Below are 15,069 nucleotides of genomic sequence, written 5' to 3'. Positions count from 1 at the left end.
AGATAGGTTGAGCTTATCCATCATCTCAGCGTCAGCCTGCATCTCTTTAGCCCACTGGATCAGCTCTTCAATTACCTACAATGTAAGTGCCGCTGCATTGTTCGAGTGCACTTCTAGTTCAAGGCGAACTAAATCAAGTTTCTCATCACAGTATGATAACAAATTTTCCATTAAGAAACGTCCAACCCCCATACCTCGAGACGCTTTATCTACAGCGATACCAAAAGATACAGAGTGCATTAGCCTTGGCTTGTCTGTGGTAAAGATCGACAAATGCCCTCGGAGCTCTCCAGTAAAGTCAACGGCAACAAAGTTATGCTGACTATCATTGAACATTGAGTCGAACTCTTCTCGCTTGATATCAGGCAAATAGCGGTTGTTGTTAACCACTTCTTTATCTTTGTATATCTCATATAAGGTTGATAAATCAGTTGAACACATTTTTCTTATTTTCATCGAACACCAGAATTCTGAAAAACAGCATAACTAATAACATGGAATCACCCTGATCAGGCTTTGCCTCACTGGGTAGGTCTGATCCCGGCATTACCTGAGGCGACCTGATCAAAACCTGTCTAGGGTATTGATTAATGTCAAACATGGCTTCAGTCTCCACAGCGAGGCTCACCAAAGCAAGACATTGACTAACAAACAATATCAGGCTCTTAATGGCGTGCAAACTGATGAGAATAGCGAAGACTTGGCGAAACAGAGTGGATTTAAACTGCTTTCGATGTCATCAAAGGTATGACATTGAGAGATAGTGTTCGCGAAATGGAGGACAATCAGCAGGATACTACTTTGAATATCGCACACTAGATTTGCCTATAAGGCTGTATTTTAGTCCGTTTACTCCTCCCCTACTGCGTCTCATTTTCGGTAGTCGGAAGCTTTCTACTTTCGTTAGAATGTTAACTATTGTTAATAGCTTTTGATTGTATTCGTCAGGGCGACAAAAGAGGATTCATTGTGCACACTTCACTTTTTCGGGTGGTTTGGTTATCGGCGATTATTTTGGGAGGTGTATCAGGATGTCATCATTTTTCCGAGGCTTCCGGTGTGCCCTATACCGTTTGTCAGAAAGATACCTCTCAAGATGATGATTGTCTGGCGACAGGCACCGATATGTTGTCGGCTTCTGTGTCTATGGATAGCTCTAGTGAGAGCTCTCTCGGCTGATTATTTCATTTCAGCTTCTGATGGCAGTCATACCGCTAGCTCCAATGAGGTAAGTTTAACGGTGGATACCGCCAATCGGATGATTGGTTGTTTTAAAATCTCTAACTTCGGGAACGATGATCAATTTGGTTACAGTGTGGCCCTGAGCGAAGCTGGCTCAACCCTAGCGGTTGGTGCACCTTATAAAGATGCTGATATTCAGATCGGTACCATAGACGAAGGAAAGGGAGTCTCGAGTTCCGGTGAGGTGTATCTGTATTAATCGTCAATGTGATAAAAAGGCCCAATGATTGGGTGGTTCCCAACCGTTCAGCCAAAACTGATTGAACGCTCATCTGGAGTAGTCAAAATCCGAGTGTATCTAATGCGATCGGGTATTTATTGGCATCTCACAAGCTCTGGATATCATGAATAACTGGAAACCTAACACAGAATAAACGTCGGCTCTCCCCCTTTCCCGTATGAAACGCGCTCAAATATACCCATACAAGTTTCACCACTAAATGCATGATCTAAAAATGTTTTACCCGAAAATTTCAGCCTGAAATTCCCATCATAAAAGTTGTCGTGGAGCTTACGGCTGAACCAGGCTCAGTCTGTTGGGCCTGGTTCAACTGCGTGGTCTACCTGTGGGGCTTGTCTGTAATCAGGCCAACGCCGGCTTTTTGAGCCAGTGGCGGTTAATCAGTACAAACTGGGTCAGAATGATGATCAATGCCGCGGCAGATAGATAAAAGTCATTTTTATAAATGGGCTGGTACAGCATCTCAAAATTTCCGTCATCGAACGCATCCCAGTTCATAAAATGTTGAAGCGCCGCAACGTGCGCGCCGTAGAAGGCAAATATATTCCCTAGGTGAAGCATGGTCCAGTGAGGGCTTCGGAATATCATCAGCAGCCCCAGCAGGCCAATCACTGATCGCTGCGTTCGGCAGTAAGGACAAGGGTCGACGACTGAAAAAAAATCCATGCCCCAGGTCACCAGAAAGACCGCAATCGCGCCAAAACCAAGTAGCCTGATCCGGCTTTCATTAAACATATTAAACATAAAATCCCTTCTTCAAATTAAATTTAGCAATGAAAATGTGTTTGCAATCGACTTGCTTCATTAAGTTACCACTGGTATAGTTACTTGTAAATTACTATTGGTAACTTATGGTTATGGCACAGACTCTCTATTGTATAACTGGTGTGTACAGCTGGATTGCGCGCAGTTACGAAAAGCGTAGAGCTTACCGCTGTACGCACTGCCCTCCTGTTTTTCAAATGTGGAAAAATTATTTGGATTATAGAGGAGGAAACAATGCAAGGTATCAAGCGACGAATTACATATGTGTTTTTTTATGAAGCCATTACGTTAGTGCTCATCAGTATGGCGTTTCATGCCTGTGCTGAAAACGAGTCAGGGCACCCGGTGCTTCTCGGAGTGATCACTGTGCTGCTGGCGATTCTTTGGAATACGCTTTACAACACCCTGTTTGAACTTTGGGAGAAAACATTGGTTACTAGGGGTAGGAGCGTTCGCAGACGTGTGATCCATGCAGTTGGCTTTGAGGTTGGATTTGTTGCCGTTACCTTACCCATCTTTGCGTGGTGGCTGAATCTCAGCCTTTGGGATGCATTTCTGCTCGACGCCGGACTCACCCTGTTCTTTATGTTTTTTACGTTCTTTTATAATTGGTTATTCGATCTGATTTTCGGGTTACCAGTCTCTGCACAATAAAAAAGGAATTTGAAATGGAAAAGTTTAATCTGAGAACAACCTACACCGCAGACAAAGTGGCGGCTCCAATCTTGATAGACTTCAAAGAAAAGTACGGTATGATCCCGAACTTTTACGCCGCATTGGGCATCGATGGCGCGAGCCTGAGCGGTTACTTAGACTTTGAAAAGTCGATTGAGGATTTCGGTAGCCTCACCGAGCGCCAGCGCGAGCTGATCTCACTCAGTGTTGCCAACTACAATCGGTGTCATTACTGCGTGTCTGGCCACACTTTCTCCGCTAGGAAAATTGGTTTATCATCGCAAGAATGTGCTGATGCCCAGCGAGCGATTGCCAAAGATACAGGAGATCAGGCTATTTTATCCCTGTCTAGGACGATTCTAGAAAAGCAGGGGCATCTGAGCCAGGAGGATGTCGATGTAGCCCTGTTTCACGGGCTGACAGAAAGTCAGATCCTCCAGGTGTGCGCCTGGACTGCGCTGAATACGTTCAGTAACTGGGTCAATAATATTACACAACCTAAGATTGATTTCCCAAAAGTCGATTTTGCATAGAAAAAGGTAAGGAAAGTCATATTGAAGTCTCGTTTTAAAAAGGAAGAACGTTATAACCAGCTTCTGGATTTGGCTTTCGAGATGGTCAGAGAGCAGGGCACGGATGCCCTGACTCTGATTAGTTTGGCAAAAAAAGCGGGGGTGACAAAACCCATAACTTACAATCATTTTTCAACCCGGCAGGCTCTATTGTATGCATTATACCGGCGTTGTGATGAGGCGTTGTCATTTCAAATGGACCGCCTGATCACAAACCAGTCAATTTGCTTGCAAGATGCTGTGATCGTGTATGTGTCTTCTTATATCAACTGCACCGAAACGAATGGGAAAGTTTACGACGATATCGTCTCGGCTTTAAAAGCCTACCCAGAGTACGCGGGCGTTGAAAAGGATATCCGCAACTACTTCTGTCATGTGATTGAGAAAATATTATCACCATTTGTGGCCCCGGACGGAAAAAATATGACTAAGTTAATGCAGATATCGATCTTTAGCATTACTGAATCTCTGGGGAGCTTTTTGCAAGAGAATCCGCAGGCTAAAGATGAGCTGATCGATGAAGCTGTCGAAATAATCTTACGGATCTGTAACCGCTAGAACACCTACAAGCTCACTTCCCTTTCATTATAATATTTTGGCGGAGTGCTGTCGTTTTTTGATGGGGTAGGGGAGGTGCTTCCCTTTCTATTCTCTAAGCTTACCCATGCTAATTACGCATCTAACCTAATGATATATCTCACTTTATCTTGTAAATTTCAGTCTGAAATTCCCATGATTTCAGTATTTTTTTTACTGATGGTGATTAATAAAAGGACGGTAGTGTATGTGCCAGATGACCAGCTAGGAAGCTGGCGGTGAACACCACGTAAAGTTTTTTAACCGCTTTCTGTGTGGCTTTACAGGGGGTAAATACTGCTGAGCATTTAAGATATATAGCGTGTAGTCTAACGGATTCATTGCGTTGACCGGGACTATCGACCAATACACACGAAGTAATAATGATATGTTAGAAAAACAAAGTTCACTTTTTATCAACCGGGTCCACTTACAACGGCTTAAGTAGTTATGTCGGTACTATGCCGTGAATAACGGCCAACAGACGGATATTCAGACGCTGGCCGGGCAGTTGAATTGCTCGGAGTGTAACGTTGCCAAGTTGATGAAAACCCTCTCCTCTATTGGCTGGATTCACTGGCAGCCGGGCCAGGGACGCGGGCATAAATCTGAGCTGACGATTGTAACTTCTTTTGACACAGCATTACGCCGAAAGCTTCGGGTGTCAGGATGCTTTCCGGGAACACCTTCCTCATTGGCCCTCCATGGCGCAAGAGAGTCTGCAGGCGCAAAATGTCCTAGTGACGTTGGTACCTTATCAATTACCACAGTTTCATCCCCCTTTGGGCTTATAGGGCCACCTCAATACTCTATATTGATGCGATGTTTGATATGCTGCTGCACTATAAGGCCGAGAACGGACGGCTCCGACCGTATTTGGCTCATCATTATGAATTCAGGGGCGATCAGTTCTGGCTCCGCCTCAGACCGGATGTTTACTTTCATCACGGGGAAAAGCTGACCGTTACACATGTGGCAGATTGCCTCCGCGAACGGATCACTCAGTCCCATCCTTACCAAACCATGTACCGCCATATTGCTTGCATCGATGTTGATGGGCATTGGGTTAATTTTCCCCTGACACAAGGACACGCCATGATGCTTCAAACTCTGGCAGAGATGTACGTATCTATTTATCTGGAGAAAGACAATTCCCCGATCCCATCGGGCACCGTTCCTTTCCGGCTCGGTGATATCACCGAGCCGGAAAGGACCCTAGTCAAAAACGAAAAATATTTCTCTGCCAATACACTTATTGATAAGGCGGAGTTCTGGAGTAGCCATAGCAGCGACAGTAATGTCTGTGGACATATTGTCCATTATGGCTACGCGACCCATGCACTCGACGCGTCAGTGCAGAAGCAGTTGCGCACTGGGAGCGAGGTCATGGAGTTTCGCAGCGGTGAGGGTTGTCTGTCGATGGAGGAAAAAGCGTGGGTAATCCACAATACCCGGGTGTTCTGTGAGCTGTTTTCAACCAAGTATGCTCCGGTGGCCAATTCAATTACTGGTCATCATCAGGACAAGCTGATCCACTTACGTCACCAGCCAATACGCTGCCCAGACCAGACTGTCCGCATCTTCGTATCCGGCCGTCATAAGAAAATGAGTTTGGCCCTGATTGATTACCTGCAAGGCGCAGGGTGCGACGATCCAGACGACATTCAGGAAGCGAGCATCGAGGCCAATTACGATGTTGCGATAGGGGGGACCTGATCCAGGACAACTCTGTGTTTGGCTATTACCAATGGCTGCAGTGTAGCGACATTTTCAAATGTTCGCTGTTGGTAGAGCAGCAGCAATCCCTGCTTGGCCAGATTGACCGGATATTGTGCGACTGTCCTAGCGAATCTGATTTGCTAGAACAGCTCTACTTATGTGAAGATTGGCTCATCCAGCAGGGGGTATATATTCCCCTGTGGCGTGATTTTCTGAGTTACGATATTGCCGATACCATTCAAGGCGCGGACACTGACAGAATGGGCATTATGTCGATACGCAAGTTGTGGTTTAACGGCTAAGGGGCGTGAACTGGTGCGCTCTTGAGTATTGGGAAATGAAGTTGGTATCTGGGCTAAGTTCCTTTTCAAATTGGCAGCTCGAACTATGGTATTATCACGGGTTTGGAAGACAGGAACCGTAGTAGGGCGATCAGCGCAACAAGTATTCGGGTGTTTAAACAAGTTTGTAATTGGTAATTATTCGTACGGTTCGCTTTCTCTCACTCTGTGTTAGGCATCTGCAGGTCATCTATTCAGCGTCCCGAGTACCGGATATGATGCAAATTGCGGTCAAGGACAAGGCCAGAGCCTACGAGGTATGCGAAAGCACCGAGTGTTTTTCTACTCAATTTGCTAAACCTAGGAGCAGGTGTTCGAGAACGGTAGCTATTTGTCTAAGGTGATATTCTCGCTGCCTTACCCTGTAACAGACTCCTATTTTTGCTAAGGTTATCGATCAACCATCGCTTTGCATTATAGGGAGCTTAAAAAATGCTTGTTTTACTAAAGCTCTTTGGGACGAGGAACCAGTGAGAATATAAATAGGAACACCCGCCATTACCTAAGAAAGCCTTATTACTTATGAGACACAGAAGCTCTGCAGCCAGATTGCGTATAAACTAACAATAGACCACGCCAAAGGCTTGGTTTCAGGACTGCAACAGTATATTTTTGAACAGTTATCCTAAGTATTGCACTTCAAATTTTATACTAAGGAGTATTACATTTCTCTATTATTCGGTTGATGCTTACCTACATCACATGACCACACTAACTTTTGTGACATGTCTTTTGTCGAATAATTCATTGTTACCTTACCTGTCGTTTTATCAAACTTCGCAAGCCCAACATAATCCTTGATATAAAGATTACTTTTTTTATTAGATATATTTACGCCGTCATTTAATCCATAACGCATCATAACCCAGCCGCCAATTTCAATGGAGTAATACATATCGTTTTGGATTCGAAGCCAACCATCTCTAATATCCCCTTTTTGCAAATCACTTAGCAACGGAGTCATTGACGTCAGCTCACAGAACAGGCGTCTTTTCTCATCATAGTTGGCGCTGTCAGCTGCATTTAAACTAAATGCCAATGGCAACAAAAATAGAACTTTTTTCACTTATTTATCCTTGAACTCTAAACTCAATTTGAACCGAAAATGTCACGCGTTGCGAATCCGTCTTAAAGCGTTTGTTAGGCATTCAGTTCACGGATGAGTAAACTACCTAACTGCCTTGTGTTGTAGTAGTTACCATTGTTATTTAGTATTGAGACCCCAAGCGCTTTAGCTACTTGCCTCAAATGTGGTTTAGCTGGCACAAGAGGAGACCCATTTTCAATAACCTCTATTGAACCATTCTCACGCTCAGCAATAGTTAAATTGCCCCAGACAGCCTCTTTAACTTTTGGAATGTCTCTATTGATGCTGTCAGATTTTGTTAGTTTGCTCAAAGCAAGAGTGTATTTTGAACCAGAAGTACACATGAGTAGTTTGGCTTGTTCAACACTTCCATCGAACAAAGTTTCGATTTGCATTTCTTCAACGTTTATCCGCAACACAATAACTCGGTCAACACAGTTGAGTGTATTTGGATTAAATGAAACTTGTCCGTTATTAGCTAAACGTCCGGTAGTTTTGACTGAAACTCTTTCACCGTCCCCGCTTACTACATCATATCCCGATTGGTTTACTGTAAACGCCCCATGAACCCACGGGGCGATCTTGCTAATGTTTGAAGTTCCAAGGCAGGAGCGCATCGATATCAGGTTCAGCTTTCGCTAATTCCTGCATGCACTTGACCATGTAGTCGTAGAGGATGAGTCCATTGGCTTTCGCGGTCTCGACGATGCTGTAAAGCATCGCGCTCGCTTCAGCCCCATTAGGGTTAGTTGAGAAGAGCCAATTTTTTCTGCCAATGACCAGCGGTTTTATTGCGCGTTCAGCACGATTATTATCTATCGATAAATGACCATCATCGATATAGCGGATAAGTTTCAGCCATTGGCCGAGCGTGTATTTTATCGCCTTACCCAGCGGGCTAGACTCCATCACTTGTTGAGTCGTCATCCACTCGTACAACTCATCCAGTATCGGCTTAGCATGTTGTTTACGTTCTGATTTTCTTTTTTCAGCAGATTCACCTTTTAAGCGAGATTCTATTCCATAGAGCTTCTGGATTTTGGCCAGCGCTTTATCTGCTTTGCCTGACTTACCTTTGCCTTGCAGCTTTTTTGCGTCCATGAACTTACGTCGTGCATGCGCCAAGCAGCCAACATTGGTCACTTGATGAAGACCATCATAGGCACCATAGCCATCGGTTTGCAGATAACCACTGTAATCCCCCAAGAAGGCAACAGGGCATGCCCTCGCGCGACTGTTTTGATAGTCGTACAAGGCGATATTTTTCACATTGGGGAGAGCAGCTTCTGGCGAGTCTGCGCCCGAGCAGTAGAGCCACATGTAACATTGTTTATCTTCCTTGAGGACATTGAGCGGCGTTTCATCCGCCTGAACCACCACTTGTTGAAGTAAGTGCTCTTTTAGAGCGGCATAGAGAGGTGCGAACTTCTCACTGACTTGGATAACCCACCTTGCCATAGTAGTCCGTGATAGCTCGATACCCGACTGAGTAAACAACGACTCTTGGCGATACAGTGGCATCGCGTATTGGTATTTACCAAGGATGATGTTGGCCAGTAAGCTTTCTGTCGCGAAGCTCTTCGGGATAATGCTTTGTGGAGCTGGCTTTTGAACAATGTGATTGTTGTCTTCAGTTTGCTCGCACTGACGACAAGCATATTTAGGACGAACATATTCCAGCACTTTGAGCACCGCTGGTGAGAACTCAAGTTTCTCACTGCGGTCTTCACCGATTTTATGCAGACTATGCTTACAGCAAGCGCACTGCTTTTCATGGTCGTCTAAATCGAGTTCGATAACCTCACGAGGCAAAGTCTTTGGGAGGGGCTTGCGTTTACCCCGTTTCTTCGTTGTGGTGGTTGTCGTGACCTCAACCTCTTCTTCCTTAGCAGCTTCACATTCCGCTTCGTTGAAGAGATCACCTTGGGATTCATCGTAAGGCTTTAACGCCTCCGAGCGTCTAGCGAACTGACGGTCGAAGGCAAGCTTGAGCTGTTCAAGTAGCGACTGGCGTTCTTGTTTCAGTTGGTTTTCTGACGCCATCAGCGCTTTCACCATCGCTTGTAGCTCGGCAACATCTTGGCTTTCTGGGTTGATATTTGGCGTCTTTTTCATGGTGTTTATTATACTAAAATCATGCCGTTAACGCTTGGCGGATAAGGCTTTATTATCGCTTAAGTCATTGTAAAATCTTTTATTCGAACAGGTTTGTGGCCGATAATCGTGAAGCCAGAAAGCAGCCTATCAAGCTCAAATTGAGTCAGGGTAAACACCTCATTTTTCTCTTTTGATGGCCACTTGTACTTAGCTTTTTCAAGGCGTTTATACCAGAGAGCGAAGCCTGTTTTATCCCAGTACAACACTTTAATTTTGTCGCGCTGTTTGTTGGTAAACAGGAACAGTGCGCCACTTCCTAAAGGTAAGTCGGTGTCACTTTCGATAATCGCAGCAAGGCCGTTGATGGACTTTCTAAAATCGACACTTTCACGATATAAATAAATCTCTGGAGCGCTAAGCATACGTTTCATGACAGCGCACCGATAAGCTCTGCAAGATAGGTCGCTGGCGTGCCTTGCGGAATGCTCAGTTCAACATCGTTGACAAGCAGTGTCATGTTGGCCACTGCAACGTGAGTGGCTTGATACTTTGTGGTCTTTTCAACGACTTCGGCTTTAACAAAGCCAACTGCGTTCGGTTTTTCGATGTGCTTTAATTGTTGGCGCTTAGCATAAAAAGTGGAAAGGCTGAGGCCGTTACGTTCACAGAATAATCGTTGTGATAGTTGGCTGGATTCATATTGCTCGAACAGGGTTCGCCACTCTTGGTTAGTGCGTCGTTTAGCCATTTCAAATCTCCTTTGGGTTGGAGGTTTGATCTTATTATTCGGGCTAGACGATTAGAATGCGGTGTTTATGACGCGCTTACGGTTTACTTCAGTTGCCATTTGACCGTTGGTAATCAAAGCTGAATAAAGCTCACCAATTCTTCCTGTCAAATGCCTGAGTTCAGTAATAGGAACACCCCAATTTAACTCGCGTTCAAGCCAAGACATCGACTCACCTAGAGATTGAATGACCTGAATTTGTGTTAAAGCCACAGACTTACCTCCTGATGCCTAGCGCCAAATTAAGGTGTGAACAACGCTAAAACCTTAGTTAAACCATTGTGTCAAAACACTAAGCTGGCTTGAAGTGAAAGCACCAAGCATTGTGAATCACTCTTAAATTTATTGTTAGTTGTGTTCTGACCACTCCGACCGTAACACCCCATATTTGACGGAGTCATAATACTCACCTTTGTAGTAACGAACCTTTCTAAGTCTTGCTTCTTGCTGAAAACCCAGTTTCAAAGCCAAAGACATCATTCGAGGATTACCTGACCAAGTGGTTAAACCAACCCTCTCGATTTCTTTAGTTTCGAACAAGTACGATACCCATAAAGGTATAGCAAGCGCAGCAATTCCCTTACCCCAATACTGTGCATCGTAAATGACTACACCAGCCTCTAGCCAACGAGTTTCTTCGCATTCCCAGTAGCAACTAACCGTCCCAACAGGAATATCGTCAACAGTGATTAATTGAAAGTCTGAGCCAGACAATAAACGTTGAAATGATGAACTTTCAAACTGTTCTAATGATGGGTGAGAATATGGAAAGTAAGGGCCATTGAACTTCATCCATTCCTCATTTGAAATGACCAAATAATGTAGAGGTTCCAGCTCGTCTTCCCTGGCTGGTCTAATATTTACTTTCATATCTTCCGCAATACTTCCCGATTCTTCGTAGCAAACTAACGCTGCGTTAAGTGGTGAGCAACGCTATCTCGGAACTCAATTTTTACGCCGTAAACACTGAACTAAACCCAAACCAAAAATGCCAATGATGGGGAATCACTCTTAAATTGTTTGTTAGGAGACTTGGATTCAAGTACGAAGTGCGACACTGCTGAACAATAAAGCAGTGAGATGCGATAATCGTGAAGTTTGCTCCTGCCAAGAAGTAAACTTCATGAAATACACGCCCCTTACTGAGAATGAAAGATATATGATTTCTGCTCTCAGAAAGCAAGGAATTAGTACCGCTAAAATTGCTAAACAACTGGGCCGTCACAAAGCCACTATCTATCGAGAAATTGAACGCTAGATAGCTCTTTATTACCAAATGAGCAAAGACTCTTGAAACTCCCTCACAGCTATTTGTTGGAAACTGAAAGAGCCCATGAACAACGAAAACCTTCTTGTGAGCCTTTTTAATAGATCGAGCGCACTTTCTTTGATAGCTTGATTATTTCTTTCTCCATATATTTCCATCGACTAAAGTTTGGGTAATAAAAATGTACGTACGATTTGTCGTTGATCAGCTCGATGAGGATTCAAATCAGAGAAAAGGCATATTTCAGGCAATTAGTTGTATGAAGAAACAAGAAGTATTCTATGACTATGAACTTGAACATATCGAGGAGGTTATGGGGTGGTTCGATGAAAACCTTGAATCTCCATTAGACTACTTAAATAAACAGAAGTCTAAGAAATCTGAGGTGTATATCAGTTGGTTTCTTGAGTCTTCCTCTGAACACATATCTAAAATACGTGAGTTCGTTTTTTTAGTTGAAAGTAAGGGATTCGCAGTTGATCAACTAAGAACAGAAACCCCTGGAAAAATAGTTTACGCCGATAAATATCAAGTGTTTGCTAAGCCATTCAGGCGTTTCTAAGCAAACATAACAATAAATTTAAGCAGGTTCGTAACGCTGACAGTTTTGGTTTGAATTGGCTTAAGTGTTTACGGCACAATGGTTTAGGTGGGTGGTAGCGTTACTCACTACTTAATTTGGCGTTATGTCACAGGGCTAATGTCGGAGGACATTAAAGTTTGAAACTTTTCTATTTCCGAAGTGCGTTACTATCGTGGCTAAAAGAACCCAATACTGACAATAAAGATCGACACTTAGACTCAATCAATGTGGCTATCCAACGAAAGTGTGACAACAAAGTTTGAAACTCGCTTTTGGACATAAATGAGTTACCGAGGTTGCTAATTTAGTAATATACGAATAACTATAGGTATTGGAAAATCGCTTGGAGGGACAATTTCCTAGTGTGACTTTATATATCATAATCGAACAGCTTTGTTAGCAGTCAGCCTAGTTGCTTAACATATGAACAACTAGACACGATAATATCTATACTTGTTGGTTCGTAGGTGGCTATCTACCTTTCACTTGAATCAACAAACAAATTAGGATTAAACCGATGCCACTCCATCCAAGCATTGGTATCGACTCGCCAACCACCACCACTGCCAAAGCTGCTGCTACAACAGGTTCAAAAAGTGTAATCAAACTTGCACTACTGGCGGTTACAAACCTTAGGCCAAATCCATAAGCAATATAACCCAACCCCATTGGAATCAACGCCATATAGCCAACTACCAGAATATTGGTTGTTGATGCAAAAAGATTATCTCCAGTAACCAAAAGTGTTGGGAGCAAAATTAACGAACCAAAACCAAAAATACTGCCTAAAGCCGATTGGGATTGGACACCCTGTTCAATCAGTGTCTTAGCAATCCACGAATAGACGGCATAACACAAACCCGCAATAAAACCCAACAAGATGCCAATCAGTCTCAAGTTATTAACTGTATGGGTTGCAGGTGACTCAGAGAAAACCAACAACATGATGCCTGCAATTCCGACAGAAAAGCTTAGCAACCATTTTTTCGTAATTCTTTTACCTTTGCTAAATAGACACTCAAGTATGGCCGCAAAAAACGGTGCTGTGGCAATAGAAATCACGGTACCAATTGCGACACCAGCCAGCCTCATCGAGGAATAAAATGCTAATGGATAGGCAGCCAAAGCGATTGCGCTAATCGCTAATTTTCTCTTGTTAATCAGAATCTTTTTGAAATCATTTAGCAACTGTTTGCGAGATAGTGCGGCTTGAAAAAGCCCACCAACACCCATTGAAAAAGCGCCTATTGCTAGAGAGCTAATATCTGGAGCTAAACTAGCGACCGTACCTGTAGTACCCCATAAGACTGAGGCAAACAGTATCGAGAAAATGCCAAGCTGATAGGAAGTATAGCGACTGTACAACATAATTATATCTACCGAAAAACTCATAACAAGGCAGAGATTTTAGGCGATTAATTACACCATGTTTTTGCTAAAAGGACGCAATAGTTGTTTAAATAGACGAACTCAAGAGCGCGCGAACTCCCTTGGAGACATTCCATAGTGGACAGAAAAGCGTCGGCTAAAAGCTGAAAGATCGCTGTATCCTACTCGCTCTGCTACCCACTGCACAGGTAAGTCAGTATGGGTTAGCAGTGCCTTAGCCTTCTCCATACGTTGCTCAGTGATATATTTGAGTACACTCACCCCTATGTTTTCTTTGAAGAGCTTCTTGAACTGAGTTGGACTAAGATACGCAATCTTAGCAAGCGACTGAATGGTAAGAGGCTCGGCTAACCGTTCACTGATCATCACCTGCACTGCTCGAATCCGTGGATCGTTAGTTCGAGACAGCTCTTGCTGTCCCAGCAATAAGGTGAAGATACTTACCATAGATGCTTCAATTGCACTATCCACCTGATATTCAAGTTGCTTTTCAACAAAGTGAATAAAGCTCAACAGAGGGGGAGAGATCGAAAAAACAGCTAGTTCCTCACTGATCAAATGAGAAGGCAGTTCATCAAGATCAGCTACAATGAATCGTGCTGCTTCATCAGCATTAAATCCATGTGCTACACCTTTTGGGATCACCACGCATTCACCGACACTCACCTTACCCAAGAAACCATCCATATCAATATGAATATTACCTTGAATAGGCAGTACCAGTTGATGATAGCTATCGTGAACATGGCGACTAAAGCGCTTTGTGTAAGTGCGAATACTTAAACTAGTTTTCATATCAACAACAAGTTAGCAAAAGACAATAACAGGTATTTCCAGCAACTTTCACTCATTACAAAAATTAGGTCAAGCAGATGGTTCACGTAGCTCACAATGGGGCAAAATCGTCTCAGAGAAGAAGGCAAACTACGACAAATGGCACCGAAAAGTTTCGCACTTTATTGTCATAGTTCTAATCTTTATTGTTCGAGTTTCAAACTTTGTTGTCCACCGACAGCTAAATATGACGAAAGTGAAAGAAACTGCGAGTTTAAAATGTGATACTTTTAATCCGTTTCCTGAGCCATTCAAGTCTCATCTCGGTCAGTCTGAATGCAAGAGGGTAGGTGACTTATTTGGCTTATCCCAGTTTGGAGTTAATCTAGAAATACTTGAACCTAATGCTCAATCAGCTTTAAGGCACTGGCATACGAAATCCGATGAGTTTCTGTATGTACTGGATGGAGAGCTTTGCTTAATCATGGACGAAGGTGAGCAAATTATGAGGCAGGGAATGTGCGTTGGTTTTCCAGCAGACGCTGAAAATGGGCACCATTTAGTAAATCGTAGTGATAGCCAAGCAAAGTTCATTGTCATTGTCAGTCGAGTTGAAGGTGACGAAGCTCACTACCCAGATGATGATTTTAAGTGGGTAGTTACAAGCTCAGGTGAATGGGTGGCTTCCCGAAAGGATGGCACACCGTACTAGTTACTTAACAAGCGTTCAAGAGGGATTCTCAACGCTTGACAGTTTTGGTTTAAATCGGCTTTAGTTGTGTGATTAATTGTACTGACTCATACACGATCTGACACCTATGGTGGTGAAGCGTGACCTAGTCGTACAGAGAGTCACTTATGCCACCAAAATCGCTTCTGGACAAAAATCATTTAGGGTCGATGCTCTAAATAACCCTATATTCATTACTTAATGTATTCTGACCGAGCCAAATA

The 15,069-nt window shown here is 43.5% G+C and carries 20 protein-coding genes and 2 pseudogenes; 11 read left to right on the top strand and 11 right to left on the bottom strand.

Features of this window, described 5'->3' with window-relative positions; all coding sequences use genetic code 11:
- Positions 1–75: 75 nt before the first annotated feature.
- Positions 76–456: a GNAT family N-acetyltransferase gene (locus ACWPOD_RS23295; RefSeq protein WP_456232288.1), complete on the bottom strand. Its 381-nt coding sequence runs from the start codon at positions 454–456 to the stop codon at positions 76–78.
- 513 nt (positions 457–969) lie between these two features.
- On the opposite strand from ACWPOD_RS23295, the gene ACWPOD_RS23290 reads away from it, so the two are divergent.
- Together ACWPOD_RS23290 and ACWPOD_RS23285 are read left to right on the top strand one after the other, a co-directional pair.
- Positions 970–1,179, top strand: a complete 210-nt coding sequence (locus ACWPOD_RS23290) for a hypothetical protein (protein ID WP_282175147.1) — start codon at positions 970–972, stop codon at positions 1,177–1,179.
- On the top strand, positions 1,160–1,441 hold the full coding sequence (locus ACWPOD_RS23285; protein ID WP_282175148.1) for a hypothetical protein: 282 nt from the start codon (positions 1,160–1,162) through the stop codon (positions 1,439–1,441). Before ACWPOD_RS23290 ends, ACWPOD_RS23285 begins: the two co-directional genes overlap by 20 nt.
- A 384-nt stretch (positions 1,442–1,825) precedes the next feature.
- Here the strand turns inward: ACWPOD_RS23285 and ACWPOD_RS23280 are convergent, their stop codons facing one another.
- Positions 1,826–2,227: a disulfide bond formation protein B gene (locus ACWPOD_RS23280; protein ID WP_282175149.1), complete on the bottom strand. Its 402-nt coding sequence runs from the start codon at positions 2,225–2,227 to the stop codon at positions 1,826–1,828.
- A 255-nt stretch (positions 2,228–2,482) separates the two neighbouring features.
- On the opposite strand from ACWPOD_RS23280, the gene ACWPOD_RS23275 reads away from it, so the two are divergent.
- From ACWPOD_RS23275 to ACWPOD_RS23250, 6 genes and pseudogenes are all read left to right on the top strand, one after another.
- Positions 2,483–2,902, top strand: coding sequence for a PACE efflux transporter (locus tag ACWPOD_RS23275; RefSeq protein ID WP_282175150.1), 420 nt, complete (start codon positions 2,483–2,485; stop codon positions 2,900–2,902).
- A gap of 14 nt (positions 2,903–2,916) precedes the next feature.
- The gene (locus ACWPOD_RS23270; RefSeq protein WP_282175151.1) at positions 2,917–3,456 is read left to right on the top strand and encodes a carboxymuconolactone decarboxylase family protein; all 540 of its coding nucleotides are present in this window, start codon (positions 2,917–2,919) and stop codon (positions 3,454–3,456) included.
- 21 nt (positions 3,457–3,477) lie between these two features.
- Positions 3,478–4,053 carry a TetR/AcrR family transcriptional regulator gene (locus ACWPOD_RS23265; RefSeq protein ID WP_282175152.1) on the top strand — a complete coding sequence of 192 codons (576 nt, stop codon included), beginning with the start codon at positions 3,478–3,480 and terminating at the stop codon, positions 4,051–4,053.
- A 484-nt stretch (positions 4,054–4,537) separates the two neighbouring features.
- Positions 4,538–4,714: pseudogene (locus ACWPOD_RS23260) on the top strand (SgrR family transcriptional regulator); the annotation flags it as partial.
- Positions 4,715–4,893: 179 nt separating this feature from the next.
- Positions 4,894–5,787: an ABC transporter substrate-binding protein gene (locus ACWPOD_RS23255; RefSeq protein WP_456232287.1), complete on the top strand. Its 894-nt coding sequence runs from the start codon at positions 4,894–4,896 to the stop codon at positions 5,785–5,787.
- A gap of 14 nt (positions 5,788–5,801) precedes the next feature.
- Entirely contained in the window at positions 5,802–6,092 is a 291-nt protein-coding gene (locus ACWPOD_RS23250) for a hypothetical protein (RefSeq protein ID WP_456232286.1), read from the top strand.
- A 700-nt stretch (positions 6,093–6,792) separates the two neighbouring features.
- Here the strand turns inward: ACWPOD_RS23250 and ACWPOD_RS23245 are convergent.
- From ACWPOD_RS23245 to ACWPOD_RS23215, 7 genes are all read right to left on the bottom strand, one after another.
- Positions 6,793–7,197, bottom strand: a complete 405-nt coding sequence (locus ACWPOD_RS23245; RefSeq protein ID WP_456232285.1) for a hypothetical protein — start codon at positions 7,195–7,197, stop codon at positions 6,793–6,795.
- Between the two features lie 74 nt (positions 7,198–7,271).
- Positions 7,272–7,835, bottom strand: a complete 564-nt coding sequence (locus tag ACWPOD_RS23240; RefSeq protein WP_456232284.1) for a DUF6998 domain-containing protein — start codon at positions 7,833–7,835, stop codon at positions 7,272–7,274.
- A complete protein-coding gene (gene tnpC, locus ACWPOD_RS23235; protein WP_222770707.1) occupies positions 7,804–9,333 on the bottom strand; it encodes an IS66 family transposase in 1,530 nt (509 codons plus the stop codon). The genes ACWPOD_RS23240 and tnpC overlap by 32 nt, the downstream gene beginning before the upstream one ends.
- Positions 9,334–9,392: 59 nt before the next feature.
- A complete protein-coding gene (gene tnpB / locus ACWPOD_RS23230) occupies positions 9,393–9,746 on the bottom strand; it encodes an IS66 family insertion sequence element accessory protein TnpB (protein ID WP_031497581.1) in 354 nt (117 codons plus the stop codon).
- Positions 9,743–10,063: an IS66 family insertion sequence element accessory protein TnpA gene (gene tnpA, locus ACWPOD_RS23225; RefSeq protein WP_222787578.1), complete on the bottom strand. Its 321-nt coding sequence runs from the start codon at positions 10,061–10,063 to the stop codon at positions 9,743–9,745. Before tnpA ends, tnpB begins: the two co-directional genes overlap by 4 nt.
- A gap of 51 nt (positions 10,064–10,114) precedes the next feature.
- Positions 10,115–10,315: a hypothetical protein gene (locus tag ACWPOD_RS23220; RefSeq protein ID WP_456232283.1), complete on the bottom strand. Its 201-nt coding sequence runs from the start codon at positions 10,313–10,315 to the stop codon at positions 10,115–10,117.
- A gap of 135 nt (positions 10,316–10,450) precedes the next feature.
- Entirely contained in the window at positions 10,451–10,972 is a 522-nt protein-coding gene (locus tag ACWPOD_RS23215; RefSeq protein WP_282175156.1) for a GNAT family N-acetyltransferase, read from the bottom strand.
- A 253-nt stretch (positions 10,973–11,225) separates the two neighbouring features.
- Between ACWPOD_RS23215 and ACWPOD_RS23210 the strand changes: the two are divergent.
- Positions 11,226–11,357 (top strand): annotated as a pseudogene (locus ACWPOD_RS23210) (helix-turn-helix domain-containing protein); the annotation flags it as partial.
- 271 nt (positions 11,358–11,628) lie between these two features.
- Positions 11,629–11,931 carry a hypothetical protein gene (locus tag ACWPOD_RS23205; RefSeq protein WP_282175157.1) on the top strand — a complete coding sequence of 101 codons (303 nt, stop codon included), beginning with the start codon at positions 11,629–11,631 and terminating at the stop codon, positions 11,929–11,931.
- Between the two features lie 492 nt (positions 11,932–12,423).
- Here the strand turns inward: ACWPOD_RS23205 and ACWPOD_RS23200 are convergent, their stop codons facing one another.
- Entirely contained in the window at positions 12,424–13,320 is an 897-nt protein-coding gene (locus ACWPOD_RS23200) for a DMT family transporter (RefSeq protein WP_212569509.1), read from the bottom strand.
- Positions 13,321–13,422: 102 nt separating this feature from the next.
- Positions 13,423–14,136, bottom strand: a complete 714-nt coding sequence (locus ACWPOD_RS23195) for an AraC family transcriptional regulator (RefSeq protein ID WP_103194986.1) — start codon at positions 14,134–14,136, stop codon at positions 13,423–13,425.
- Between the two features lie 226 nt (positions 14,137–14,362).
- Here ACWPOD_RS23195 and ACWPOD_RS23190 point away from each other — a divergent pair, with 226 nt between their 5' ends.
- Entirely contained in the window at positions 14,363–14,827 is a 465-nt protein-coding gene (locus ACWPOD_RS23190; protein ID WP_456232282.1) for a cupin domain-containing protein, read from the top strand.
- Positions 14,828–15,069: the final 242 nt, after the last annotated feature.

This window comes from Vibrio sp. JZG120 (genome assembly GCF_053890955.1).
This window is presented reverse-complemented; position numbering and strand designations above follow the sequence as displayed.